This window comes from Pseudomonas baltica, assembly GCF_031880315.1.
Lineage (GTDB): Bacteria > Pseudomonadota > Gammaproteobacteria > Pseudomonadales > Pseudomonadaceae > Aquipseudomonas.
In genome coordinates this window covers 3,628,588-3,653,495 of the sequence record NZ_CP134771.1, presented here as the reverse complement: position 1 = coordinate 3,653,495, position 24,908 = coordinate 3,628,588, and the positions used below count along the sequence as shown (strand labels likewise).

25 protein-coding genes are annotated in these 24,908 nt (G+C 62.2%); 17 read left to right on the top strand and 8 right to left on the bottom strand.

Going from position 1 to position 24,908, the window contains the following annotated elements; translation table 11 throughout:
- Positions 1-161: 161 nt before the first annotated feature.
- Entirely contained in the window at positions 162-1,595 is a 1,434-nt protein-coding gene (locus REH34_RS16285; protein WP_311968454.1) for a PLP-dependent aminotransferase family protein, read from the top strand.
- A gap of 184 nt (positions 1,596-1,779) precedes the next feature.
- The gene (locus REH34_RS16280; protein WP_409373330.1) at positions 1,780-3,228 is read left to right on the top strand and encodes a phospholipase D-like domain-containing protein; all 1,449 of its coding nucleotides are present in this window, start codon (positions 1,780-1,782) and stop codon (positions 3,226-3,228) included.
- A 111-nt stretch (positions 3,229-3,339) separates the two neighbouring features.
- On the opposite strand, the gene REH34_RS16275 is transcribed toward REH34_RS16280, so the two are convergent.
- Entirely contained in the window at positions 3,340-4,833 is a 1,494-nt protein-coding gene (locus tag REH34_RS16275; RefSeq protein WP_311968452.1) for an aldehyde dehydrogenase, read from the bottom strand.
- 212 nt (positions 4,834-5,045) lie between these two features.
- On the opposite strand from REH34_RS16275, the gene REH34_RS16270 reads away from it, so the two are divergent.
- From REH34_RS16270 to REH34_RS16260, 3 genes are all read left to right on the top strand, one after another.
- Positions 5,046-5,405 carry a cupin domain-containing protein gene (locus REH34_RS16270; RefSeq protein WP_226503983.1) on the top strand — a complete coding sequence of 120 codons (360 nt, stop codon included), beginning with the start codon at positions 5,046-5,048 and terminating at the stop codon, positions 5,403-5,405.
- A 91-nt stretch (positions 5,406-5,496) separates the two neighbouring features.
- Positions 5,497-5,727 (top strand): hypothetical protein, encoded by a 231-nt coding sequence (locus REH34_RS16265; RefSeq protein ID WP_311968451.1) that lies wholly within the window; start codon positions 5,497-5,499, stop codon positions 5,725-5,727.
- 92 nt (positions 5,728-5,819) lie between these two features.
- Positions 5,820-6,050, top strand: a complete 231-nt coding sequence (locus REH34_RS16260; protein ID WP_311968450.1) for a hypothetical protein — start codon at positions 5,820-5,822, stop codon at positions 6,048-6,050.
- A 67-nt stretch (positions 6,051-6,117) separates the two neighbouring features.
- Here the strand turns inward: REH34_RS16260 and rpmG are convergent, their stop codons facing one another.
- On the bottom strand, positions 6,118-6,273 hold the full coding sequence (gene rpmG / locus REH34_RS16255; protein ID WP_007894709.1) for a 50S ribosomal protein L33: 156 nt from the start codon (positions 6,271-6,273) through the stop codon (positions 6,118-6,120).
- Between the two features lie 11 nt (positions 6,274-6,284).
- Positions 6,285-6,521 carry a 50S ribosomal protein L28 gene (gene rpmB / locus REH34_RS16250; protein WP_226503980.1) on the bottom strand — a complete coding sequence of 79 codons (237 nt, stop codon included), beginning with the start codon at positions 6,519-6,521 and terminating at the stop codon, positions 6,285-6,287.
- Positions 6,522-6,891: 370 nt separating this feature from the next.
- On the opposite strand from rpmB, the gene REH34_RS16245 reads away from it, so the two are divergent.
- Positions 6,892-8,481: an ABC transporter substrate-binding protein gene (locus REH34_RS16245; RefSeq protein WP_311968449.1), complete on the top strand. Its 1,590-nt coding sequence runs from the start codon at positions 6,892-6,894 to the stop codon at positions 8,479-8,481.
- Between the two features lie 48 nt (positions 8,482-8,529).
- Here REH34_RS16245 and REH34_RS16240 read toward each other — a convergent pair whose 3' ends face one another.
- On the bottom strand, positions 8,530-9,975 hold the full coding sequence (locus REH34_RS16240) for a glycosyltransferase family 39 protein (protein ID WP_311968448.1): 1,446 nt from the start codon (positions 9,973-9,975) through the stop codon (positions 8,530-8,532).
- A 112-nt stretch (positions 9,976-10,087) separates the two neighbouring features.
- Complete coding sequence (gene radC, locus REH34_RS16235; RefSeq protein WP_226503977.1) at positions 10,088-10,762, bottom strand: RadC family protein; 675 nt, start codon at positions 10,760-10,762, stop codon at positions 10,088-10,090.
- A 152-nt stretch (positions 10,763-10,914) separates the two neighbouring features.
- Here radC and coaBC point away from each other — a divergent pair, with 152 nt between their 5' ends.
- From coaBC to argB, 4 genes are all read left to right on the top strand, one after another.
- Positions 10,915-12,123, top strand: coding sequence for a bifunctional phosphopantothenoylcysteine decarboxylase/phosphopantothenate--cysteine ligase CoaBC (gene coaBC / locus REH34_RS16230; RefSeq protein WP_311968447.1), 1,209 nt, complete (start codon positions 10,915-10,917; stop codon positions 12,121-12,123).
- Positions 12,124-12,127: 4 nt separating this feature from the next.
- Complete coding sequence (gene dut / locus REH34_RS16225) at positions 12,128-12,583, top strand: dUTP diphosphatase (protein ID WP_311968446.1); 456 nt, start codon at positions 12,128-12,130, stop codon at positions 12,581-12,583.
- Positions 12,584-13,776: 1,193 nt separating this feature from the next.
- A complete protein-coding gene (locus tag REH34_RS16220; protein WP_409373329.1) occupies positions 13,777-15,219 on the top strand; it encodes a phosphomannomutase/phosphoglucomutase in 1,443 nt (480 codons plus the stop codon).
- Between the two features lie 15 nt (positions 15,220-15,234).
- Positions 15,235-16,146, top strand: a complete 912-nt coding sequence (argB, locus tag REH34_RS16215) for an acetylglutamate kinase (RefSeq protein WP_226503974.1) — start codon at positions 15,235-15,237, stop codon at positions 16,144-16,146.
- Between the two features lie 108 nt (positions 16,147-16,254).
- Here argB and REH34_RS16210 read toward each other — a convergent pair whose 3' ends face one another.
- Entirely contained in the window at positions 16,255-16,863 is a 609-nt protein-coding gene (locus REH34_RS16210) for a DUF4124 domain-containing protein (RefSeq protein WP_311968445.1), read from the bottom strand.
- Between the two features lie 3 nt (positions 16,864-16,866).
- Positions 16,867-17,508, bottom strand: coding sequence for an orotate phosphoribosyltransferase (gene pyrE, locus REH34_RS16205; protein ID WP_226503972.1), 642 nt, complete (start codon positions 17,506-17,508; stop codon positions 16,867-16,869).
- An 81-nt stretch (positions 17,509-17,589) separates the two neighbouring features.
- On the opposite strand from pyrE, the gene REH34_RS16200 reads away from it, so the two are divergent.
- A complete protein-coding gene (locus tag REH34_RS16200) occupies positions 17,590-18,369 on the top strand; it encodes an exodeoxyribonuclease III (RefSeq protein WP_226503971.1) in 780 nt (259 codons plus the stop codon).
- Between the two features lie 127 nt (positions 18,370-18,496).
- Here REH34_RS16200 and rph read toward each other — a convergent pair whose 3' ends face one another.
- Positions 18,497-19,219, bottom strand: a complete 723-nt coding sequence (rph, locus tag REH34_RS16195; RefSeq protein ID WP_311968444.1) for a ribonuclease PH — start codon at positions 19,217-19,219, stop codon at positions 18,497-18,499.
- A gap of 308 nt (positions 19,220-19,527) precedes the next feature.
- Between rph and REH34_RS16190 the strand changes: the two genes are divergently transcribed.
- From REH34_RS16190 to REH34_RS16165, 6 genes are all read left to right on the top strand, one after another.
- Entirely contained in the window at positions 19,528-20,391 is an 864-nt protein-coding gene (locus REH34_RS16190; protein ID WP_226503969.1) for a YicC/YloC family endoribonuclease, read from the top strand.
- A 13-nt stretch (positions 20,392-20,404) separates the two neighbouring features.
- Positions 20,405-21,034: a guanylate kinase gene (gmk, locus tag REH34_RS16185; RefSeq protein WP_226503968.1), complete on the top strand. Its 630-nt coding sequence runs from the start codon at positions 20,405-20,407 to the stop codon at positions 21,032-21,034.
- A 197-nt stretch (positions 21,035-21,231) separates the two neighbouring features.
- Positions 21,232-21,495: a DNA-directed RNA polymerase subunit omega gene (rpoZ, locus tag REH34_RS16180; RefSeq protein WP_226503967.1), complete on the top strand. Its 264-nt coding sequence runs from the start codon at positions 21,232-21,234 to the stop codon at positions 21,493-21,495.
- Positions 21,496-21,555: 60 nt separating this feature from the next.
- The gene (gene spoT / locus REH34_RS16175) at positions 21,556-23,664 is read left to right on the top strand and encodes a bifunctional GTP diphosphokinase/guanosine-3',5'-bis pyrophosphate 3'-pyrophosphohydrolase (RefSeq protein ID WP_226503966.1); all 2,109 of its coding nucleotides are present in this window, start codon (positions 21,556-21,558) and stop codon (positions 23,662-23,664) included.
- A gap of 42 nt (positions 23,665-23,706) precedes the next feature.
- Positions 23,707-24,087: a RidA family protein gene (locus REH34_RS16170; RefSeq protein ID WP_226503965.1), complete on the top strand. Its 381-nt coding sequence runs from the start codon at positions 23,707-23,709 to the stop codon at positions 24,085-24,087.
- 68 nt (positions 24,088-24,155) lie between these two features.
- Complete coding sequence (locus REH34_RS16165; RefSeq protein ID WP_311968443.1) at positions 24,156-24,893, top strand: hypothetical protein; 738 nt, start codon at positions 24,156-24,158, stop codon at positions 24,891-24,893.
- The last annotated feature ends 15 nt before the right edge of the window (positions 24,894-24,908 follow it).

The following is a 24,908-nucleotide window of genomic DNA, read 5'->3' as shown; positions in this document are numbered from 1 at the left end:
CCTGAGTGATACTGCCGTAGGAAGAAGCATGGCGCCGAACGTATTTTCATTACAGATTCAGAAATATCTATTTACAACCATACAGAGAGGCGATTATTTTCACTGAATGGCCGATCCTTGCTGCATCTGTACTGGTTTTTATCAAAATACCCGGAGCCGACATGACACTTTACGTCAACCTCGCCGAATTGCTGGGCGCGCGCATCGAGCAAGGCTTCTACCGCCCTGGCGATCGTCTGCCTTCCGTGCGTGCATTAAGTGTCGAGCATGGCGTCAGCCTGAGCACGGTGCAGCAGGCTTATCGCGTGCTGGAAGACAGCGGTCTGGCGGCGCCCCGGCCCAAATCCGGCTATTTCGTCAGTCAGACCCGCGCCCTGCCCGCCCTCCCCGCCACCGGCCGGCCGATGCAGCGCCCGGTGGATATCTCGCAGTGGGATCAGGTGGTCGAACTGATGCGTGCCGTGCCGCGCAAAGACGTGGTGCAGCTAGGCCGGGGCATGCCCGACATCACCAGCCCCACACTCAAGCCGCTGATGCGCGCTTTCGCCCAGCTGAGCCGCGACCAGGACATGCCCGGACTGTATTACGACACCATCTACGGCACCCAGGCGTTGCGCGATCAGGTCGCGCGCCTGCTGGTGGACTCAGGCTGCCGCATCAGCGCCAACGACCTGGTGATCACCACCGGTTGCCATGAAGCGCTGTCGAGCAGCATCCGTGCGGTCTGCGATCCGGGTGACATCGTCGCCGTCGACTCGCCCAGCTTCTTCGGCGCCATGCAGACGCTCAAGGGCCTGGGCATGAAGGCGCTGGAAATCCCCACTGATCCGATCACCGGCATCAGCCTCGAAGCGCTGGAGCTGGCCCTGGAGCAGTGGCCGATCAAGGCCATACAGCTGACACCCAACTGCAACAACCCTTTCGGCTACGTGATGCCCGAAGCCCGCAAGCGCGCCCTGCTCACCCTGGCGCAGCGCTTCGATGTGGCGATCATCGAAGACGATGTGTATGGCGACCTGGCGTTCAGCTACCCACGGCCGCGCACCATCAAGTCCTTTGACGAAGACGGCCGCGTGCTGCTGTGCAGCTCGTTCTCGAAATCCCTGGCCCCAGGGCTGCGCATCGGCTGGGTGGCGCCTGGGCGCTACCTTGAGCGCGTGCTGCACATGAAATACATCGGCACCGGCAGCACCGCCACCCAGCCGCAACTGGCCATCGCCGACTTCATCGCTGGCGGGCATTACGAGCCGCACCTGCGGCGTATGCGCAGCCAGTACCAGCGCAATCGCGACATCATGATCGATTGGGTCATGCAGGCTTTCCCGGCCGGCACGCGGGTCAGTCGCCCCCAGGGTGGCTTCATGCTGTGGATCGAGCTGCCCGAGCATTTCGACACGCTCAAGCTCAATCGCGAACTGCTCGAGCAAAATGTGCAGATCGCCGTGGGCTGCATCTTTTCGGCCTCCGGCAAGTACCGCAACTGCCTGCGCATGAATTTCGCCTCGCGCCCCGATGCCCGTATCGAAACAGCGGTGAAGACGGTGGGCGCCGAAGCCGCCCGCCTGCTGGCCGAACTGGAGGGGAGCACCGCATAATCCGCGCGCAAAGATGGCTAGGGCTGCACAACTTTTGTGGCGAGCCCCGGTCAGACATGCACGCCAGTCCCAAGGTCAAGGATCACGCCGTTTGAAAACCCCATGGTTCGCGCTATTGCTGGCATGCCTGGCGCTCGGTCTCGCCGGTTGCAGCAGCATCCCGGGTCCGCATACGTACAGCGAGATGCTGCGCCCTGAGACCTCCAGCTTCGGGCGTTCGGTACTGGCCGACGCCCAGGCGCATCCAGGCCAGTCCGGGTTTCGCCTGCTGCCCAACAGCGGCGAGGCGTTTCGGGCCCGTGCCGAACTGATTCGCAATGCACAGACCAGCCTCGATCTGCAGTACTACATCGTTCAGGACGGTCTCAGCACCCGCCTGCTGATCGAAGAGCTGCTCAAGGCCGCAGACCGTGGCGTACGCGTGCGCATCTTGCTGGACGACACCACCAGCGACGGCATCGACGAGTTCATCGCCACCCTCGCCGCCCACCCGAACATCCATATCCGCTTGTTCAACCCACTGCATCTGGGGCGCATGACCGGCACCACGCGCGCCCTGGGGCGGCTGCTGAACCTGTCGCAGCAGCACCGACGCATGCACAACAAGCTGTGGCTGGCCGACGACGCCATGGCCATCGTCGGTGGGCGCAATCTGGGTGACGAATACTTCGACGCCGAGCCCAACCTGAATTTCACCGACATCGACCTGCTCGGTGCCGGCCCTGTGGCCCGACAACTGGGCTACAGCTTCGATCAGTACTGGAACAGCGCGCTGAGCCGACCGATCGGCGAGCTCTACGGCCGCCTGACCCGCAAGGACCTGAGCCAGGCACGCAGGCAGCTGGATGCCGCGCTGATCAAATCTCGCGAGGCCAACCGCATACTGTATGACCAGTTGATGAGCTACCAGGCCAGGCCGCAGCTGAGCGTGTGGCGTCAGGAGATGATCTGGGCGCCTAGCCAGGTGATGTGGGATGCACCGAGCAAGGTGCTGTCCCAGGAGCCGGACCCGCATCTGCTGCTGACCACGCAACTGCTGCCAAAGCTCGAAAGCGTCAAGCACGAGCTGATCCTGATATCCGCGTATTTCGTGCCTGCCCAGCCGGGGCTGGTGTTCCTCACCGGCATGGCCGACTCCGGGGTCGACGTCAGCCTGCTGACCAATGCCCTGGAGGCCACCGACGTGCCTGCGGTGCATGGTGGCTATGCACCGTATCGCAAGGCGCTGCTCGAGCATGGCGTGCACCTGTACGAACTGCGCCGCCAACCGGGTGACGATGGCCGTGTGCGCTACCGTAGCGGCTCGGAATCGAGCCTGCACAGCAAGGCGATGATCCTTGACCGGCGCATGACGTTTATCGGCTCGTTCAACTTCGATCCGCGTTCGGTGCTGTGGAATACCGAGGTCGGCGTAATGGTCGACAGCCCCGAACTGGCCGAGCACGTGCGCAACCTGGCATTGCAGGGGATGTCACCGGTGCTGAGCTATCACGTCCAGTTGCAGAACGAACAGATGGTCTGGGTGACCGAGGATCACCAGCAGATGCACACCCTGAAGACCGAACCGGGCGACTGGTGGCGGCGGCTCAATGCGTGGTTTGCGAAATCGGTGGGGCTGGAGCGGATGCTGTAGCGGTCATTGATCCTAGGCAGAGCCTGATACTCGTGGGAGCCGGCTCTGCCCGCGACGGGGCGGGTCTGTCCACCACATCAAAAGCCCGCCCCCACAAGGCGGGCGTGACGCTTACAACTTGATCCAGGTCGATTTCAGCTCGGTGTATTTGTCGAACGCGTGCAGCGACTTGTCACGGCCATTACCCGACTGTTTGAACCCACCGAAAGGCGCCGTCATATCGCCGCCATCGTACTGATTGACCCACACGCTGCCGGCACGCAGTGCCTTGGCAGTCAGGTGGGCGCGGGAGATGTTGGCCGTCCATACCGCTGCCGCCAGGCCATATTGGGTGTCGTTGGCAATGGCGATGGCTTCAACGTCGCTGTCGAACGTGATCACCGACAGCACCGGCCCGAAGATCTCTTCCTGGGCGATGCGCATGGCGTTGGTCACCCCGTCGAAAATCGTCGGCTCGACGTAGGTGCCGCCCGACTCCTGCAAGGTGCGCTTGCCGCCCGCGACCAGCTTGGCACCATCGCTGTGGCCGGCTTCGATATAGGACAGCACGGTGTTCATCTGCTGGGTATCTACCAGCGCGCCGACATTGGTAGCCGGGTCCAGCGGATTGCCTGGCACCCAGCCCTTGAGGGCCTCGATCACCAATGGCAGGAATTTGTCCTTGATCGAGCGCTCCACCAGCAAGCGCGAACCTGCGGTACAGACCTCGCCCTGGTTGAAGGCAATGGCGCTGGCAGCCGATTCGGCGGCGGCTTGCAGGTCCGGCGCGTCGGCGAAGACGATGTTCGGGCTCTTGCCGCCGGCTTCCAGCCACACGCGCTTCATGTTCGACTCGCCGGCGTAGATCATCAGTTGCCGAGCGATCTTGGTCGAGCCGGTGAACACCACGGTATCGACGTCCATGTGCAGCGCGAGAGCCTTGCCGACCGTGTGGCCGTAGCCTGGCAGCACGTTCAGTACGCCCGCCGGGATGCCCGCCTCGATGGCCAGCGCGGCGATACGGATGGCCGTGAGCGGGGATTTTTCCGACGGTTTGAGGATCACCGAGTTACCGGTGGACAGCGCCGGGCCAAGCTTCCAGCACGCCATCATCAGCGGGAAATTCCACGGCACGATCGCCGCCACTACACCTACCGGCTCACGGGTCACCAGGCCCAGCTGATCGTGAGGGGTGGCCGCGACCTCGTCATAAATCTTGTCGATCGCCTCGCCACTCCAGCGCAGCGCATTGGCGGCGCCGGGGATGTCGATGCCGAAGGAGTCGCTGATCGGCTTGCCCATGTCCAACGTCTCGAGCAGGGCCAGCTCTTCGGCGTTCTGCTTCAGCAGGTCGGCGAAGCGAATCATGATGTTCTTGCGCTTGACCGGCGCCAGGCGTGACCAGCTGCCGGCAGCGAACGTGGCGCGCGCATTGGCCACGGCCAGCTCGGCATCCGCTGCATCGGTGCTGGCGATGCTGGTCAGCAAACGGCCATCAATCGGGCTGATGCACTCGAAGGTCGCCTTGGACACCGCGTCGGTGTATTGGCCGTTGATGAACGCGCGACCTTCGATTTTCAGCTGCTGGGCCTTTTGCTCCCAATCAGCACGTGTCAGGGTGGTCATTACGAATCTCCTTCGAGGGTGGATATCAAGCCCGAGCACCGTGCGGCGTACGGATGATTGAAAAGGGCTGCAGGCCTTGATCCCTCCCACAGCGTCAGCCACCCTAAACCACCGGCACCGGCCTTTTCAATATATTTGACAGTTCACGGTCAAACCCTCGGCCATGTGCGTTTTATCAAACAATCCAGCCCATCAGACACGGAGCCCTTGCCATGAACATCGCGCAGATCGTGGATTTCAGCGTCAACACCCCACCTGCCCAGCGCTATAGCCCAGCACCGGAAAAAGTCCTCAAGGGCCAGCCCGAGCAGACGGTCTTCGAGCACTACAACAGCCCCTGCGGGCAATTCGGCGCGGGCGTTTGGGAAGGAGCCGTGGGTCAGTGGTCAGTCAACTACACCGAGCATGAGTACTGCGAAATCGTCCAGGGGGTGTCGGTGCTGCGCGACCTCGATGGCGAAGCCAAGACGGTGCGGGCCGGCGACCGCTTCGTGATTCCGGCAGGCTTTCGTGGCACCTGGGAGGTGCTGGAGGCGTGCCGCAAGATCTATGTGGTGTTCGAGCACAAGTAATGAATATCTAACGCAGGCAGGCGGTGGGAGAGGCTCAGGCTTGTAGAGGTGTCCAGTCGGACACTCACTACTATTTGCCAGGAGGCGTCTAATGACCATCACTATCCAACCCCATTACACCGATAACGAAATCGTCGAGATGATCAGCGATGTAATCGGCCTGCCCTATACCGACGCGCTGCGCGAGGACGTCGAGGCGCGGACCTTGCGCATCGCGCGCCCCGACGGCCCGGGCCATATCACCACCAAGGACTTGCGTCCGGAGCGCATCAACCTGATCGTCGACGACCTGCAAGTGATCGTGGATATCAAATTCTATTGATCCGCACTTCATGACAAGGCCCGTCTTTCGCGAGACGGGCCTTTCCCAGCTGTCCAGCCGGAAGCACTCGACTAGTTGCCAGGAGGCACACCATGAGCACCACTATCCAACAGACGTATACCGACGAAGAAGTCATGGAGATGATCACTCCGTATATCGGGACGACCTGCACCGAGGTCGTACTCAAAGCCATCGCGCGCGCGAGCCTACGTCCTGTGCGCCAAATCAGCCCCCACAGCGCCGGCACAATGGACATGCGCCGGGAACGCATCAACCTGGTACTCGATGAAAACGACGTAATCCTCAGCATCCGCTTCGGCTAACGCTTCGCGTACAACGAAAAAAGGCCCGTATCTCGCGATACGGGCCTTTTTTGTCAGGAAAAATCAATTACTTGATTTTGCCTTCCTTGTAGATCACGTGCTTGCGAACGACCGGATCAAATTTCTTGATCTCGATTTTGTCCGGAGTAGTACGCTTGTTCTTGTCGGTAGTGTAGAAATGACCAGTACCGGCAGAAGAGATCAAACGAATCAATTCACGCATGATTTTGCTCCTTAGACCTTGGCGCCAGCAGCGCGGATTTCGACCAGAACGACATCAATGCCGCGCTTGTCGATGATACGCATGCCTTTGGCGGATACGCGCAGACGCACGAAACGCTTCTCGGACTCGACCCAGAAGCGATGATGCTGCAGGTTCGGCAGGAAACGACGACGGGTTTTGTTGTTTGCGTGGGAAATGTTATTCCCAGTTACCGGACCCTTACCGGTAACTTGACAGACTCTCGACATGCCTCAGCCCTCTAAAACCACATGCCCAACCCGGCATGGGTTGGCCGCTTAATCTCTCAATCATGGCGCCAGGCGCCGTGTTTCTTCAGGGTCTTATCAGCCCCGCCTTGAAGGCAGACGAACCGGGCCCTAGAAAAGAGCGCTGCTTTATACCAGAAAGACCTGGGTGCAACAACAGCAATCTGCACGAGCGCCGAATTCACGGACCGGAAAAAACCCGACCAGCGCAGGCTGGCGGGCCTGCACGGCAAAGACCGCTCGTCGCGGCGATCTGCAAATTTGCATAGCCAATTGCCTCGCAGCGCACTAGGGTAGCCGTTTCCAGACTGCCCGAGCAGATGGTTCCTCAAACCGCCAAAGGAATGAATCCATGCGTCTTGCGCTGCTGCCACTGCTGTTTGCTTCGCTGTGCGCCCCCGTTCTGGCCCAGGCCGCGCCGTTGAGCGTGTGTACCGAGGCCAGCCCCGAGGGCTTCGACGTCGTCCAGTATAACTCGCTGACCACCACCAATGCTTCTGCCGATGTGCTGATGAACAGCCTGGTGGGCTACGACGCGACAGCCGGCAAGGTGATCCCCAGCCTGGCGGGTAGCTGGCAGGTGTCCGCCGACGGCCTGACCTACACCTTCAAGCTGCACCCTGGAGTCAAATTTCACACCACCGCCTGGTTCAAGCCCAGCCGTGCGCTCAGCGCCGAGGACGTGCTGTTCAGCTTCCAGCGCATGCTCGACCCCGCCAATCCGTGGCACAAGGTCAACAAGAGCGGCTTCCCGCATGCGCAATCCATGCAGCTGCCGAGCCTGATCAAGCAGATCGACGCGCCGGATCCGCTGACCGTGCGCTTCACCCTCAACCATCCGGACTCGACCTTCCTTGCCACCCTGACCATGGGCTTCGCGTCGATCTACTCGGCCGAGTATGCCGACCAGCTGCTCAAGGCCGGCAAGACCGACCAGCTCAACAGCCAACCCATCGGCACCGGGCCGTTCGAGTTCGTGCGATTCCAGAAGGACGCCGTGGTGCGCTACAAGGCCAACCCGGATTATTTCCAGGGCAAGCCCAGCGTCGATCCGTTGATTTTCGCCATTGTCCCGGACGCCAATGTGCGCTTGCAGAAACTCAAGGCCGGCGAATGCCAGATCGCCTTGTCGCCCAAGCCGATGGACGTCGTCGCGGCGGCCGATGACAGCAAGCTCAAGGCGATCAAGACCGACGCTTTCATGACCGCTTTCGTCGCCATCAACAGCCAGCACCCACCGCTGGACAAGCCCGAAGTGCGCCAGGCCATCAACCTCGCCTTCGACAAGGCCAGCTACCTCAAGGCCGTGTTCGAAGGCAGTGCGCAGCCGGCCAATGGCCCGTATCCGCCTAACACCTGGAGTTACGCCAAGGACCTGCCGGGCTACGCCTACGATCCTGCCAAGGCCCGCGACCTGCTGGCCAAGGCCGGGTTCAAGGATGGCTTCAGCACCACCATCTGGACGCGTCCGTCCGGCAGCCTGCTCAACCCCAACCCGAGCCTGGGCGCGCAGATGCTTCAGGCCGACCTGGCCAAGATCGGCGTCAAGGCCGAGATACGCGTGATCGAATGGGGTGAACTGATCGGCCGCGCCAAGGCCGGCGAGCACGACCTGCTGTTCATGGGCTGGTCAGGCGACAATGGCGATCCGGACAACTTCCTGACCCCGCAGTTTTCCTGCGCGGCGGTGAAATCCGGGACCAACTTTGCGCGCTATTGCAACCCGGAACTGGACAAACTGATCAACGATGGCAAGGCCAGCAGCGATCAGGCCAAGCGCAGCAAGCTGTATCACCAGGCACAGGCGCTGATCCAGCAGCAGGCCTTGTGGGTGCCACTGGCGCACCCGAGCGCGACCGTACTGACGCGTACCGACGTCAAGGGCTACAGCCCGAGCCCGTTCGGGCGTCAGGACTTCACCAAGGTGACCGTCAGCCCCTGACGGTCGCCACGCCAGGACGCGCGCACGCTGTAAGGGCTGGCCTGGCAGTCATCGCTGACGAACGAAGTAGTACGTGCGCCCATTCACCGCCACTTGAGCGGTTACGGTGAGTGGCGCCACGGGTGGGTCGGCGGCCTCCAGCAAGGCCACATTGCCGGGTGCGGCAACGAGGTAATCGTGCAATTGCGCCTCGCTCTGCAGGATCGGCAAGTGCGCTTGCAGGTAGAACGTCGTGGCGCCCGCCACACGCTCGCTGGGCTGGAACAGCGCTACGTGCCGCCCTTGGGCCTGCAGCGCTCGCGTCTGGTCGACCAGCGCGACGAAGGAGCGGTCCTGATCGACTTTGGGGGCATACCAGAACGCATTGGCCAGATAGCCAGCAACCACCAGCGCCAGCACACCGATGATCAGCCCGTGCCGCAGGGCATGCACTTGCGCCGCAAGGCTCGACACCTGAGCCCGAGCTTTGAGCCAGCCGAGCAAGGCCCCGACATACTCGGCAGCAATGACCGCAGCCGCAGGCGTCAACGCCATCAAATACACCGTGCGCTTGCTCGAGGCCAGCGTCAGCATCGTGAACCCCGCCAACAGCCATAGACTGAAAAACAAGCGATAGCGGTCTTGCGCCAGGCTCTTGCGAAAATGCCACAAGCCGAGATACACCAGGATATTCCACGGCAGGAATGCTTCGGGCAGTTTGAGGATGTAATACCAAAAGGACTCGTAGTGACCCGCTTCGGTGAAAGAACCATCGAAACGGCCGACGCTGTTGGTCCACAGCACGTCCGCTACGGCCTGCGGCCCGGCGCGCTGGTACAGCATGGCAAGCCAGATCAGTAGAGGCACCAGGCCCACCAGCGTGAGCAGCCCGGGACGCAGCCAGCGACCGACCTGCACGCGTTTTTCCAGCAGGCCCGTAACGACGAGGTAGGCAAAGATCGCCACCCCCGTCAGCGCCAACCCGAGCACGCCCTTGCTGAGCGTCGCCACCGTGATGCCGAAGGTGAACAGCGCCCACGCACCACGGCGTCCGCCTCGATCGCCCTGGTAGAACCCCAGCAGGGCCATGGTCACTCCCAGGCTCAGCAGCGAATCCTCGCCCACACCGCGGGCATTGCTCCAGTAACTGGCCATGGTCGCGAGCATCAAGGCGGCGCTGAACGCCAACGCCCGCGATCGACCGAATTGCCGCAACATCCCGTACAACAACATGATGCTGAACAGCCCGGCAATCGCCGACGCCAGGCGCACGGCCAGCGGACTGGCGCCCAGCAGGCGAATGGCGGCGGTATCGAGCCACAGACTCAGCGGTGGCTTTTCCAGAAACGGCTCGCCGAACAGACGCGGCACGACCCAGTCGTCATCCAGATTCATCGCCATGGCGATCCCCGCTACCCGGGTTTCAGTCGAGCCTTGCAGTTCATGGCCGCCAAGCCCGGAAAAGAACAACAGGCCGCCCAGCAGGAGCAGCAAGAGTGGAGCGAATCGCGTCATGATTTCTCGGCACCAGGGCAATGAACCACTCGAAAGAAGCGGTCCGGCAAACGTGCGAATCTAACCGCCCGATGCTTAACCAATCAGGAACGAAACGCCGATAGTTGCCGCTTCAGAGCCAGCCATACTCGACCATCGACAACGGCTCGCCTTCACCGATGATGATGTGATCCAGCACCTCCACCTCGATCAACCCCAGCGCCTGCTTCAAGCGGTAGGTCAGCTCGCGATCGGCCTGGCTGGGGCGAGTGACGCCGGACGGGTGGTTGTGACACAGAATCACCGCTGCCGCATTGTTGGCCAAGGCGCGCTTGACCACCTGGCGCGGGTACACGCTGGCGCTGCTGATGGAGCCGGCGAAGAGTTTTTCGAACACCAGCACCTTGTGCTTGCTGTCCAGGAACAAACAGCCGAACACCTCATGAGGCTCGTGGCGCAACATTGCCTTGAGGTATGCGCGAACCGCTCTCGGGCCTTCCAGGGCTGACTCGCGCACCATGTCTTCCGCCAGATGGCGGCGGCCCATTTCCAGCACCGCCTGCAATTGGGCGAATTTGGCCGGCCCCAGTCCCAAGGCTTCGCTGAAATGCTCGCGATCGGCCGACAGCAGCGCGCGCAGGCCACCAAATTGATTCAGTAAATGACGCGCAAGGTCGACGGCGCTTTTGCCGGTGACGCCCGTGCGCAGGAAGATCGCCAGCAATTCGGCATCCGACAGTGCCGCCGAGCCCATAGCCAAGAGTTTTTCCCGCGGACGTTCGTTCGCGGGCCAGTCTTTGATACTCATGTCACGTTCCTTGTGTGAGTGTGCCTGTGTCATCGAGCGCCGCTGTTCCCTGGCGGGCGCTGTGATATCTTAGCGCAACTTTTTTGCGCGGCGATCCGGCCTGGGGAGGCGTCGTCGCCGTCGCGTCATTCTTGGATCAAAAAGGCAGGCCTATGCAGCGGCTGTATCGCAAACGCATCGTTCTCGGAGTTGGCGGCGGTATCGCGGCCTACAAGAGCGCCGAGCTGGTGCGGCGTCTCCTTGAGCACGGCGCTGAAGTGCGCGTGGTCATGACCCGCGGCGGCGCCGAGTTCATTACCCCCCTGACGATGCAGGCACTATCCGGGCACCCGGTGCATCTTGACCTGCTCGACCCCGCAGCCGAGGCTGCCATGGGCCATATCGAACTGGCCAAATGGGCCGACCTGATCCTCATCGCACCCGCTACCGCCGACCTGATCGCGCGCCTGACCCAAGGCATGGGCGACGACCTGCTGACCACCCTGGTGCTGGCCACCGACGCCACCGTGGCGCTGGCTCCGGCAATGAATCAGGCCATGTGGCGCGACCCGGCCACCCAGGCCAATCTGCAACTGCTGCAAAGCCGCGCCTTCAAGGTGTTCGGCCCCGCAGCGGGCAGCCAGGCCTGCGGCGATGTCGGTCTCGGGCGCATGCTCGAACCCACCGAGCTGGCGCTGTGCGCCGCCGAATGCTTCCAGCGCCAGACGCTGACCGGCAAGCACGTGGTGATCACCGCCGGGCCGACCCAAGAGAACATCGACCCGGTGCGTTACATCACCAACCACAGCTCCGGCAAGATGGGCTTCGCCCTCGCCGAGGCAGCGGTTGAGGCCGGCGCCAAGGTCACACTGATCACTGGTCCGGTGCATCTGCCGACGCCGGACCGAGTGTCACGCATCGATGTGGTCAGCGCCCGCGACATGCTTGCCGCCTGCGAAGCGGCCATGCCTTGTGACATTTTCATCGCCTCCGCCGCCGTGGCCGACTACCGCCCCGAAGTGGTCGCCCCGCAAAAGCTCAAAAAGGACCCGACCAAGGGCGACGGCCTGTTGCTGCAGATGGTCCGCAACCCGGACATCCTCGCCACCATCGCCACTCGCTCCGATCGGCCGTTCAGCGTCGGCTTCGCCGCCGAAACCGAACACCTGCTCGACTATGCTGCGCGCAAGCTCAAGGACAAGAACCTTGACCTGATCGTCGCCAACGACGTCGCCAACCCCAGCATCGGCTTCAACAGCGAAGAAAACGCCTGCTGCGTAATCGACCGCCAGCTCCACGAAACACTGTTCGCCCAGACCAGCAAGGGCAAGATCGCCCGCCAACTGGTCGCCTTCATCGCCGTCCGCATTCATCAGGTTTAACCCCATGCACGCTCTGCAAGCCAAGATTCTCGACCCACGCATCGGCAGCGAATTCCCGCTGCCACAGCACGCGACCCCAGGCTCCGCCGGCCTCGATCTGCGCGCCATGCTCCAGCAAGACACCGTACTCGCCCCGGGTCAGACGCTGCTCATCCCCACCGGACTGTCGGTGTACATCGGTGATCCAGGCCTGGCGGCGCTGATCCTGCCGCGCTCTGGCCTGGGCCACAAACATGGCATCGTATTGGGCAACCTGGTCGGTCTGATCGACTCCGACTACCAAGGCGAGCTGATGGTGTCGTGCTGGAATCGCGGGCAAACGGCGTTCAACATCGTCGTCGGCGAGCGTATCGCCCAACTGGTACTGGTACCGGTCGTACAAGCGTCCTTCGAGCTGGTCGAGGCCTTTGACGAAAGCCAGCGCGGTACCGGCGGTTTCGGACACTCGGGAAGCCACTGAGCCACGCCACGAACCGCGGCACTGCACACCTTGGTTGATATTTGCGGAGACGTTATGTGAAAGGCTTCACGCGCAGTGCCAAATCACCGATAGCAGCGCCGGACGACAGTCAGGCCAAGGCTATGAAGACCAGCTTCGACCTGGTGCGCCCCGGCTTTGTGCTGGCCATTGCTGGTCTGTTGATAGCCGCCGCACTGGCGTGGGTGAGCGATCCCGACCAGCCCTCGCAAGCCGACCTCGACAAGACCGCCCACAACGTCGCCACGATCGGCGCCGAAAAACTCGAGCAGGCGGCAGCGCAACTGGCGACCCGCACCGCGACCTATGCTCAGGGCGCCGCGGTCATTGAGGCCGTGCAGGGCAAGGACCCAGCTGCCCTGCGCGCGGCCGAGGCGCAGATCATGAGCTGGGGCGACCTGGTCGATGCCCAGATCAACTGGCGCAAACAGGGCCAGATAGACGACAGCCGCGCCGCGCCGATGAACTATGCGGGGCTGGACATGCTCAACCAGGCGGAAGTGGGGCCGCCACCGCCCCTCGAAGCGCAGAAGATCGGCCAGCGCTGGATCGCCTACAGCGTTGCGCCCATTCGCGCCGTGCCAGGACAGCAAGTCCTCGGCACCCTGCTGATCGCGGTCGACCTGCAAAAGCTGGTCGAGCCACTGCAACAAGCCTTCTCCGTGACCAGCGCGCCGTCCATAGGCGCCTTCCGCCTGCTGCAGCGCTTCAACCAAGAGACGCCGCAGGTGCTCTTCGAACTGGGCACCAGCAGCTCCAACAACCATTATCTGACGCAAACCGGCTCGCGCAACTGGTCCCTGGAGTTCACCCCGGGCTCGGCATTCGACTACAAGACGCCATGGCTCTCGGTCGGCATGCTGGGGGTCGCCCTGCTGATCGCCATCGCCGCGCTGTGGGCCGGCCTCACCCTGACCTGCCGACGCTTGCGCAAGCAGGTAGAGGCCGACGCCCACCAGCTGTCGCAATTGCTGCAGGAGCTCTCCGGCGGCAAGGCAGTCAAATCCTTCAGCCTCAGCCTGTCGGAGCTCAACGGCCTGGCTCAGAGCCTGGCGCGCTTCTCGTTACGCGACAAACCCGCGCCCGTGGGCAAGAAGCCGACCGAATTGCCGGATACCCCCGCGCCCGCCTGGCTTGACCCGACTTTCCAGGACAGCGACATTCTCGATATCGATATCCTTGAACCGGATCACCCCGAGCCCGAGCCGGGTGCAGCAAGCACCGCCAGCGCCGACGACTTGCCGCCGGCTCTACCCTTGAGCATCTTCCGCGCTTACGACATTCGCGGCGTGGTGGGCACCACCCTGACCGCAGAAACCGCCTACTGGATTGGCCGCGCGGTCGGCGCCCAGAGCCTCGCGCTCGACGAAGCCAACGTCTGCGTCGGCCGCGACGGGCGCCTGTCCGGGCCGATGCTGGTGCAACAGTTGATTCAAGGCCTGCACGACAGCGGCTGCCACGTCACCGATGTCGGCCTGGTGCCGACTCCGGCGCTGTATTACGCAGCCAACGTGCTCGAAGGCAAATCGGCGGTGATGCTCACCGGCAGTCACAACCCGGCCAACTACAACGGCTTCAAGATCGTCATCGCCGGCGACACCCTGGCCAACGATCAGATCACCGCGCTGCACACGCGCATCCGCATCAACGCCCTGCCCAAAGGCCAAGGCAGCGTCAGCCAGGTCGACATCCTGCCGCGCTATTTCGAGACCATCACCAAGGATATCGTCGTCGCCCGGCGCCTCAAAGTCGTGGTGGATTGTGGCAACGGCGCGGCCGGGGTGATCGCCCCGCAACTGATCGAGGCGCTGGGCTGCGAAGTGATTCCGTTGTTCTGCGAAGTCGATGGCAACTTCCCCAACCATCACCCGGACCCAGGCAAGCCGGAGAACCTTGCCGACCTGATCGCCAAGGTGCGTGAATCCGGCGCCGACGTCGGCCTGGCCTTCGACGGTGATGGCGACCGCGTCGGCGTGGTCACCAATGCCGGCACCATCATCTATCCTGATCGACTGCTGATGCTGTTCGCGAAGGACGTGCTGGCGCGCAACCCCGGCGCCGACATCATCTTCGACGTCAAATGCACCCGCCGCCTGACGCCGCTGATCAAGGAAAATGGCGGCCGCCCGGTCATGTGGAAAACCGGCCACTCGCTGATCAAGAAGCAGATGAAACTCAGCGGTGCCCTGTTGGCCGGGGAGATGAGCGGGCATATTTTCTTCAAGGAGCGCTGGTTCGGCTTCGACGACGGCCTGTACAGCGCCGCGCGCCTGCTGGAAATCCTCAGCCAGGCAAAATCCAGTGCCGAGCAACTGTTCGCCGCCTTCCCGGACGATATTTCCACCCCCGAAATCAACATCGATGTGACCGATGAGGGTAAATTCAGCATCATTGAAGCGCTGCAACGCGACGCGCAATGGGGCGAAGCCAATCTGACCACCCTCGATGGGGTTCGGGTCGACTATCCTCGCGGTTGGGGGCTGGTGCGTGCATCCAATACCACGCCCGTGCTGGTACTGCGTTTCGAAGCCGAAGATCAAGCTGAACTCGAACGCATCCAGAACGTCTTCCGCATGCAGCTGCACCATGTCGCACCCGACTTGAACCTACCCTTCTGACCCCTGGAGCCCCGCATGACCCTCGAACGCGATGCCGCCACCAATGTTGCCAAGGTTTTGTCCGAAGCGCTGCCCTACATCCGCCGCTTCGTCGGCAAGACGCTGGTCATCAAGTACGGCGGTAACGCTATGGAAAGCGAGGAGCTCAAGACCGGCTTCGCCCGCGACATCGTGCTGATGAAAGCGGTCGGCATCAACCCGGTGGTAGTGCACGGCGGTGGCCCGCAGATCGGCGACTTGCTCAAGCGCCTGTCCATCGAGAGCCACTTCATCGATGGCATGCGGGTGACCGATGCGCAGACCATGGACGTGGTCGAAATGGTCCTGGGCGGCCAGGTCAACAAGGACATCGTCAACCTGATCAATCGCCATGGCGGCAAAGCCATCGGCCTGACTGGCAAGGACGCCGAGCTGATCCGCGCGAAAAAACTGACCGTCAGCCGCCAGTCGCCTGAAATGACCAAACCGGAAATCATCGACATTGGCCACGTCGGCGAAGTGGTCGGGGTCAATACCGACCTGCTGAACATGCTGGCACGCGGTGATTACATCCCGGTCATCGCCCCGATCGGGGTCGGTGCCGATGGCGAGTCGTACAACATCAACGCCGACCTGGTAGCGGGCAAGGTGGCCGAAGCGCTGAAAGCCGAAAAGCTCATGCTACTGACCAACATCGCCGGCTTGATGGACAAGGAAGGCACCGTGCTGACCGGCCTGACCACAGAGCAGGTCAACGGCCTGATCGCCGATGGCACCATCTACGGCGGTATGCTGCCGAAGATCAAATGTGCTCTGGATGCGGTGCAAGGTGGCGTCAACAGCGCGCATATCATCGATGGCCGAGTGCCGAACGCGGTGTTGCTGGAGATTTTCACCGACATCGGTAACGGCACCATGATCAGCAATCGCAAGCGCCAGACCCTCTGATCCTGCGAAAGGCTTGAGTGCTTCTTCGCGGGCAGGCCTTGCTCCCAACGGCTGCAGTGTGGGAGCAAAGCTGGCTCGCGAAAAGGCCCTGAAGATCAGCGCAAGAAACTACTGCCCATCCCCCAGCAACTGCACCAGTCGGGCGCGGTAGACGGCGTACTGCTTGTCGCTGTCGATCTTCTGCTGCTGGTATTTGACCATCTGCGCGTTCAGGCTCGCGCGCTCGCTATCGATACTCTTCAACTGCTCGACAAGTGACGCTTGCACCGGCTGCGAGGCGCGCTGCTGGGCGGCGGCCTGGGTCAGCAGGCTGGTCTGCTGCAACTGCAGGCTGTCCAGGCTGTTCTTGGCGACGGCAATGCGCGTATCCAGCTCGCTCTGTTCGCGCATATGCCCGTGATCCAGCTCCTGCAGGCTCGGGAACAGGTGCAACAGCTGAGCGTCAGCGTCGGCCTGGGCCTTGAGCGCGTCCTGGCGCTTGATCTCTTCAGCAGTGGGCGCCGGTGGGATGGTCTGGATGACCCGCCCCTGCTGATTGAGAATCTGGTAACCCTTGGCAACGTACTCCGGGGGCACCCCTTGGGTGTCCAGCACGGTGACGCCGCGGCTGTCGACGTACCGGTACAGCTGGATAGTCGGCTTGTCCGCGGCCCAGGCACAGGCAGTCGCCAGTGGCGCAATCAGCAGCAAGGTCCTGAGGGCGCGGGCCACGAACACCGATCAGATACCGTATTGCGCGCGATAAGCCTCGACGGTCGGCAGGTGCTGCTTGAGCTGCGGGTCGTCGGCGAGGAACTCCAGCACCTGATTCAGCGAGACGATGCTCACGACCGGGATGGCGAAATCGCGCTCGACTTCCTGGATAGCGGACAACTCGCCGTTGCCGCGCTCCTGGCGATTGAGCGCGATCAGCACGCCGCAAGCCTTGGCATTGGCGCCCTGGATGATCTGCATGACCTCGCGGATGGCGGTGCCGGCGGTGATCACGTCGTCGATGATCAACACATCGCCAGCCAATGGCGCGCCGACCAGGCTGCCGCCCTCGCCGTGATCCTTGGCTTCCTTGCGGTTGAAACACCACGGCGTATCGATGTCGTGATGCTCCGCCAGGGCCACCGCCGTGGCCGCCGCCAGTGGAATACCTTTGTAGGCCGGGCCGAACAACACGTCGAAAGAGATCCCGCTCTCGACGATGGCTGCGGCATAAAAGCGCCCCAGTTTCGCCAACGCCGAACCACTATTGAACAACCCCGCGTTAAAGAAATAAGGGCTGGTACGCCCTGATTTCAGGGTGAACTGGCCAAAGCGCAGCACGCCGCGGTCAATGGCAAATCGAATGAAGTCGCGCTGATAGGCGTGCATTTAAAAGTCCCGGACACTACGGATTTAGCTAATTAAGTTGAGCTCGGGTATCATACACGCACGAGATTTATGGGGCCATTTATGCGGATAATCAGTGTGAACGTGAATGGCATTCAGGCGGCAGTCGAGCGCGGTTTGCTCAGCTGGCTACAAGCCCAGAATGCCGATGTCATCTGCGTGCAGGATACTCGCGCCTCGGCCTTCGAACTGGACGATTCAGCCTATCAGCTGGATGGCTATTTCCTGTACGCAGCCGATGCCGAAGTGCCTGCTCAAGGGGGCGTTGCACTTTATTCGCGCCTGCAGCCGAAGGCGATCATCAACGGTTTGGGTTTCGAAACAGCCGACCGTTATGGCCGATACCTGCAAGCTGACTTCGATAAGGTCAGTATTGCGACCTTGCTCTTCCCGTCCGGACAAAACGGCGATGAAGACTTGAACCAGAAATTCAAGCTGATGGACGACTTCGGTCGCTATCTGGACAAACAGCGCCGTAAACGCCGCGAATACATCTATTGCGGCTCGCTGTATGTTTCGCAGCAGAAGCTCGACGTCAAGAACTGGCGCGACAGCCAACAGTCGCCCGGCTTCCTTGCGCCTGAACGCGCGTGGATGGATGAAATGGTCGGCAACATGGGCTATGTCGATGCGCTGCGCGAAGTCAGCCGCGAAGGTGAGCAGTACAGCTGGTGGCCAGACAGCGAGCAGGCCGAGATGCTCAACCTCGGCTGGCGCTTCGATTACCAGATCCTCACCCCCGGCCTGCGCCGCTTCGTGCGCAGCGCCCGTCATCCGCGTCAGCCGCGCTTCTCGCAACATGCGCCGCTGATCGTCGATTACGACTGGACACTGACCATCTGATTGACTGCACGCATAAAAAAACCGACGCCCTTGAAAGCGTCGGTTTTTTTGTGGGCCAGTGCTGCACCTCACCCTGTGGGAGCGGTCTTGCGCCCACAGGTCAAAGATCAGCGTTCAACGCCCGCAGTCAGTCAGCCAAAGCGGCCTTCTGCAGCTCGAAAATTTCGTTCATGCCCTTGCGTGCCAGATCCAGCATGGCGTTCAGCTCTTCTGGCTGGAACGGCGCACCTTCAGCGGTACCCTGCACCTCGATGAAACCACCGGTGCTGGTCATGACCACGTTGAGGTCGGTCTCGGCGGCCGAGTCTTCCAGGTAGTCGAGGTCGAGCACTGGCTCCCCCTGGTACATGCCGACCGACACAGCAGCGATCATCTGCTTGAGCGGATCGCCGCCCTTGAGGCCGCCGCGCTTCTTGATGACCTTGAGGGCATCGATCAACGCCACCATGGCACCGGTGATGGACGCGGTACGGGTGCCACCGTCGGCCTGGATGACGTCGCAGTCGACGTACAGGGTGACGTCACCCAGCTTGCTCATGTCCAGTGCCGCGCGCAACGAGCGACCGATCAAGCGCTGGATCTCGAGCGTGCGGCCGCCTTGCTTGCCGCGACTGGCCTCACGCTGATTACGCTCGCCGGTGGCGCGGGGCAGCATGCCGTATTCGGCCGTCAGCCAACCTTGACCCTGGCCTTTGAGGAAGCGCGGTACGCCGTTTTCGACGCTGACCGTGCAGATGACCTTGGTGTCACCGAACTCGACCAGCACAGACCCCTCGGCGTGTTTGGTGTAGTTGCGGGTGATGCGGATCGAGCGGAGCTGATCGGCAACGCGACCACTTGGACGTTTCATCTGGGATACCTGTACTGGGATTAAAACTGCCGCACATTATAGGGGCTCGCGCTCTTCCCTGCCCGCTAAAGATGCCTGCCCCTCAACACAACTGCAGCGAGGGGGCTCGCCCCCCCCGATGGCCACATCGCTGCCCCATGGGCATCCGGTACACCTGATCGGGGCCAAGTCCCCTCGCTACGAAGCGCAGTTTCCGCTCGGCGGCGTGCACTGATTTGTATCAGCACATTGGGAGGCAGGCTCGGGGTGCGCTACAATCTCGCGCCTTTGCAGCCGTTCGGCTTTCACTCTTGCGCGAGGTACTTCCCATGGTGCACAGCATGACCGCCTTCGCCCGTGTCGAACGGGCCGGTGCCCAGGGTACGCTGAGCTGGGAAATACGCTCGGTCAACCACCGCTACCTCGAACCGCACCTGCGTCTGCCCGAAGCCTTTCGCGACCTCGAAGGCGGCGTGCGCGATGCGTTGCGCCAGGCCATCTCCCGCGGCAAGCTCGAATGCACCCTGCGCTTCGCCGACGAGACCACCGGCAAGCCCCTGCAGGTGGACAGCGAGCGTGCAGCGCAGCTGATCAACGCCGCCCAGACCGTTGCAGCACTGATTCACCAGCCCGCCGCCATCAACCCGCTGGAAGTACTGGCCTGGCCGGGCGTGCTGGTGGCCGATGCGGCCGATCCGCAGGCCCTGAACGCCGAGGCGCTGGCACTGTTCGACGCCGCACTGCTCGAACTCAAGGCAGGCCGCGATCGCGAAGGCAGCGACCTGGCGCGGCTGATCAACGATCGTCTCGACGCCATGAGCACCGAAGTCGCCACCATGCGCCAACTGGTGCCGCAGATGCTCGCCACGCAACGGCAGAAAATTCTCGACCGCGTCGCCGACATGCACGCCGAGCTCGACCCGCAGCGCCTCGAGCAGGAAATGGTCCTGCTCGCGCAAAAGAGCGACGTCGCCGAAGAACTCGACCGCCTGAGCACCCACGTCACCGAAGTGCGTCGCGTGCTCAAGGCCGGGGGCGCCGCAGGTCGGCGCCTGGATTTCCTCATGCAGGAACTCAACCGCGAAGCCAACACCCTGGGCTCCAAGGCCTTCGACCCGCGCAGCACCCAAGCGGCGGTGAACCTGAAGGTCCTGATCGAACAGATGCGCGAACAAGTGCAGAACATTGAGTAAGGTTATCCCCGACATGAACCACACCCCTGGCACCCTCTACATTATTTCGGCCCCCTCGGGCGCCGGCAAGACCAGCCTGGTCAAGGCCTTGCTCGACGCGAACACGGCCGAGCCAAGCATTCGCCTGTCGGTGTCGCATACCACCCGCGCCATGCGTCCGGGCGAACAGAACGGGGTCAACTACCACTTCGTCGAGCGCGCCGAATTCCTCGCTCTGATCGAACACGGCGATTTCCTGGAGCACGCGGAAGTCTTCGGCAATCTCTATGGGACCTCCCAGAGCACGCTGCAGCAGACCCTCGACGAAGGCCACGACCTGATCCTCGAGATCGACTGGCAAGGCGCCGAGCAAGTCCGCCGCCTGATGCCCAAGGCCCGCTCGATCTTCATCCTGCCGCCGTCGCAGCAGGCGCTGCGCCAGCGCCTGACCAATCGCGGCCAGGACAGCGACGAGATCATCGAAGGGCGCATGCGTGAAGCGGTCAGCGAGATGAGCCACTACGTGGAGTATGATTTCCTCGTCATCAACGACGATTTCGCCGCTGCCCTCGAAGACCTGAAGGCCATCTTCCGCGCCAACCGCCTGCAGCAAGCGCCGCAGCAGCAGCGGTTCAGCCCGTTGCTGGCGAGCTTGCTGGCCTGAGAAGCTTCGCGGGCAAAGCTCGCTCCCACAGGGTGACGTCGTACACCTGCAGGAGCAAAGCTTGCTCGCGAAGAGGCCCGCGCAGTCGACCACGCCCCCAGCAAAAACAAAAGCTTCCCTATTTGCTGGTGATTTTTTAAACTATCGAGTCCGCTCGCCCATTCGGCGCGCATACCGCATTTGCTACGAGGAAGACCATGGCCCGCGTAACCGTTGAAGATTGCCTAGAACACGTGGATAACCGCTTTGAGCTGGTCATGCTGTCTACCAAGCGTGCCCGTCAGCTGGCTACCGGCGGCAAAGAGCCAAAGCTGGCCTGGGAAAACGACAAGCCTACCGTAATGGCGCTGCGTGAAATCGCTGCCGGCCTGATCGACTACGCCGTTATCGCCGAAGCCGAAATCGTCGACGAAGAGCCGCTCTTCGCTGCTTTCGAAGACGAGGCCAACGAGGCTATCTAAGCCCATGCCCTGTCGACGTAGCCAGGCGAAGGTCGATGATCATCGACAGGAGACTTTCTCTTGCCGAGCATAGACCACCTCGCCGATCGTTTGTCGACCTACCTCGGCAAGGACCAGGTCAATCTGGTCCGCCGAGCGTACTTCTACGCCGAACAAGCCCACGACGGCCAACGCCGCCGCAGTGGCGAAGCCTACGTCACGCATCCGCTGGCGGTGGCCAACATCCTTGCCGACATGCACATGGACCATCAGAGCCTGATGGCCGCGATGCTTCACGACGTCATCGAAGACACCGGTATCGCCAAAGAGGCGCTGTGCGCACAGTTCGGTGAAACCGTGGCCGAACTGGTCGACGGGGTCAGCAAGCTGACCCAGATGAACTTCGAGACCAAGGCCGAGGCGCAAGCCGAGAATTTCCAGAAAATGGCCATGGCCATGGCGCGGGACATCCGCGTGATCCTGGTCAAGCTCGCCGACCGCTTGCACAACATGCGCACCCTTGAGGTGCTGTCAGGCGAAAAACGCCGACGCATCGCCAAGGAAACCCTCGAAATCTACGCCCCCATCGCCAATCGCCTGGGTATGCACAATGTGCGTATCGAGTTCGAGGACCTGGGTTTCAAGGCCATGTACCCGATGCGTTCCGAGCGCATCTTCCAGGCGGTCAAGCGCGCCCGGGGCAACCGCAAGGAGCTGGTCACCAAGATCGAGCAATCGCTGGCCCACTGCCTGGCGGTCGACGGCATCGAAGGCGACGTCAGCGGCCGGCAAAAGCACCTCTATGGGATCTACAAGAAGATGCGCGGCAAACGTCGCGCCTTCACCGAGATCATGGACGTGTACGCCTTCCGCATCGTCGTCGACAAAGTCGACACCTGCTACCGCGTGCTAGGCGCCGTGCACAATCTGTACAAGCCGCTGCCGGGGCGCTTCAAGGATTACATCGCGATCCCCAAGGCGAACGGGTACCAGTCGCTGCACACCACGCTGTTCGGCATGCACGGCGTGCCCATCGAAATCCAGATCCGCACCCGCGAGATGGAAGAGATGGCCAACAACGGCATCGCCGCCCACTGGCTGTACAAGTCCAGTGACGACGAGCAGCCGAAGGGCACCCATGCCCGCGCTCGCCAATGGGTCAAAGGCGTGCTGGAAATGCAGCAACGTGCGGGCAACTCCCTGGAGTTCATCGAAAGCGTGAAGATCGACCTGTTCCCGGACGAGGTCTACGTGTTCACGCCCAAAGGCCGCATCATGGAGCTGCCCAAAGGCTCCACGGCGGTCGACTTCGCCTACGCAGTGCACACCGACGTCGGTAACAGCTGCATAGCCTGCCGCATCAATCGCCGCCTCGCGCCACTGTCCGAGCCTCTGCAAAGCGGTTCCACGGTCGAGATCGTCAGCGCGCCCGGGGCCCGCCCCAATCCGGCCTGGCTCAACTTCGTGGTCACCGGCAAGGCGCGTACGCACATCCGCCACGCCCTCAAGCTGCAACGCCGCTCCGAATCGGTATCGCTGGGCGAGCGGCTGCTCAACAAGGTGCTCAACGGCTTCGAAAGCTCGCTGGACAAGATCCCTCACGAGCGGGTGCTGTTGATGCTCGGCGAATACCGCCTCGAGCACATCGACGACCTGCTCGAAGACATCGGCCTGGGCAACCGCATGGCCTACGTGGTCGCGCGGCGCCTGCTGGCCACCGAAGGCGAGCAACTGCCCAATCCGGAAGGACCGCTGGCCATTCGCGGTACCGAAGGCCTGGTGCTCAGCTATGCCAAGTGCTGCACGCCGATCCCGGGCGACCCGATCGTCGGGCACCTGTCGGCCGGCAAAGGCATGGTGGTGCACCTGGAGAACTGCCGCAATATCAGCGAAATTCGCCACAATCCCGAGAAGTGCATTCAGCTGTCGTGGGCCAAGGACGTCACCGGCGAATTCAACGTCGAGCTGCGCGTCGAACTGGAGCATCAACGCGGCCTGATCGCCCTTCTGGCCAGCAGCGTCAACGCTGCCGACGGCAACATCGAAAAAATCAGCATGGACGAACGTGACGGCCGCATCAGCGTGGTACAGCTAGTGGTCAGCGTGCACGATCGCATCCATCTCGCCCGCGTCATCAAGAAACTGCGCGCCCTGGCCGGCGTCATTCGCATCACTCGCATGCGTGCCTGACACTCGCCGGTTGCGCCCCATCGCCCCTTCAAGGAGTCATCCATGACCAAGACCGTGATCACCAGCGACAAGGCCCCCGCCGCCATCGGCACTTATTCCCAGGCCATCAAGGCCGGCAATACGGTCTATATGTCCGGGCAGATTCCGCTCGATCCAAAGACCATGGAGCTGGTCGAAGGCTTCGAAGCCCAGACCGTGCAGGTCTTCGAAAACCTCAAGGCCGTGGCCGAAGCGGCTGGCGGTTCGTTCAAGGACATCGTCAAGCTGAACATCTTCCTGACCGACCTGAGCCACTTCGCCAAGGTCAATGAAATCATGGGCCGCTACTTCGAGCAGCCCTACCCTGCGCGCGCCGCCATTGGCGTTGCAGCACTGCCGCGTGGCGCCCAGGTCGAGATGGACGCTATTCTGGTCATCGAATAAACCGCGCTACAGGGCGAAGCGCAGCTGCTTCGCCACTTCTCTTCCCCCCTTTCGGAAGGACCCCTACCATGCGCAATGCGCTTGCCTTCATTCTTGTCGCCGGCCTGCTGGGCGGCTGTGCCAGCAAACCACCGGTCGATCCGGACGGTATCTGGATCAATCAGAACGCCATCGATACGGCAGCCAAAGGCGCTAATCTGCGCCAATCGTTGCTGGCCAACGGCCCTAATCTGGAATGGAGCCTCAATACCAAAGCCGGCCAGGCCACCTTCAGCAATGGTTTCGAGATGGGCGAAGGCAAGTTGCAGCCCAGGAAGGAAGGCGGTTGGGACGTCGACTTTTATGGTAACTACAAAGAAACCCTGTCTATCAAGGGTGCCGACCTGACTCAGGCAGCCAGCGACTCGGGCGGCGAGCAGCACTTCATCAAGGCGCCGATTCCGGCAGAAGCAGGCGCAGCGCAGGGCAGCACCTTCGAGCGTGCGCTGTATACGGCCTATATGGGCGGTAACTGGAAGATCCTCGATGGTCCGGGCAAGGGTGGCGTTGCGACCTTTTCACCGCTCGGCCAAGTCACCGGGCTGGCCGGTATCGATCGCTACGCACTGTGCCTGGCCGGTGATTGTGCGGCCATGAGCGGCGAATATGACAGCATGTGGCTGGAAATGGCCGGCCAAGGCAATGCCTTCATTTTCGTGCGCAAGGGCGATCAACTGGAGATCCTGCAGGCGCTCAACCAGGCCCAGAACAGCGAAATGCCTGATCTGCACCCGGGTGTACGGCGCTGGTTGCTGGAGAAGAAGTAACCGTCCTGCCGCTGT